Origin of the sequence: Dysgonomonas hofstadii, from assembly GCF_014196915.1 — a bacterium.
GTDB classification, from domain to species: domain Bacteria; phylum Bacteroidota; class Bacteroidia; order Bacteroidales; family Dysgonomonadaceae; genus Dysgonomonas; species Dysgonomonas hofstadii.
Genome location: NZ_JACIEP010000043.1, coordinates 1 through 1,214, shown reverse-complemented (window position 1 = coordinate 1,214; position 1,214 = coordinate 1). Strand labels below are relative to the sequence as shown.

The window sequence follows — 1,214 nt, the reverse complement described above, 5'->3', positions numbered from 1 at the left end:
TATGTCTACGACAAAGCCGACCGGTTGATTTTCACCCAGGACGGCGAACAACGGCTAAAAGGCGAATGGACCTTCTCTATCCCCGATGTATTAGGCCGGGTTGTTCTGACAGGCATTTGCAAGACCGCCAACGGCAGCAATATCACAACAGGCCGTTTCGACAATAACCTGATAAAGGGCGGATTCTCCACAACGGGTACCTATAAAGGCTATACCCTGACATTAGATGCCGGTACATTAACCCTGGGCAATTATTCAATCCTCTCGGCCAACTATTACGATAACTATGATTTCAGGGGAATGACCGGAATGCCGTCAACACCCACCGCCTATAATACAGAAACAGGTTATGGTACCTGGTACGGAGGCGATTACACAGAAGCCAATAAATACAAGAACAAAGGTCAGCTCACCGGGGCTCTTACCGCACAATTCAACCCCGATGGCACCGTATCGCCTGATTATCTCTACTCTGTGATGTACTACGATAACAAAGGCAGACTTGTGCAGACCAAATCCAACAACCACCTGGCAGGAATAGAAGAAGAATACATCGCCTATAACTTCACCGGGCAACCCGTCAGGAAGAAGCATGTACATACAGGTATCGACAATGCCGCCAATACCCGTCAGACCGAAGTATATACCTACCAGTACGACCATGCCGGCCGGCTCTACAATACCAGGCACAGGCTCAACGATGGAGCAGAGACCTACCTCTTGCAGAACCGTTACGATGAACTGGGGCGGCTGGCCAAACAGGGTATAGGGCAAGTCATGCCAATAGCTATGTCACAACCCATGCTGATGGCCATGGCTATGACCGGTATGGAAGAATCCGCAGAAGACGTTCCGGAAGATGCTACCGGAACCGATACCGAAACCACCGACAAGGCCACCGAATATATCGGGTCGCTGGGACCAAACGCTGTTATTACCCATAACGCCCATATATATGCCAACCGTACCTATACCGCCGACCTGCAGTTTACCCTGCAACAGGGCTGCTGGATAACCATCGAGTATCCTTATTCTCAGGTATTGGGACAGACGATAACCGTATTCTTTGATTTGCTTAACGGCGTATACCACGATATGGGTGTAGCCGACGAAGAAGACCAGTCGACGGCCACCACCATAAAGATACGATACTGGCTGGGAGCAGGAACCCACAACTTTAATATCTACAACCCATTGGTCTACGACCCGCAGGG

Annotated in this window: 1 pseudogene; it reads left to right on the top strand. The window is 50.1% G+C overall.

The window, feature by feature from the left end:
* Window positions 1-1,214: pseudogene (locus GGR21_RS20765) on the top strand (hypothetical protein); the annotation flags it as partial.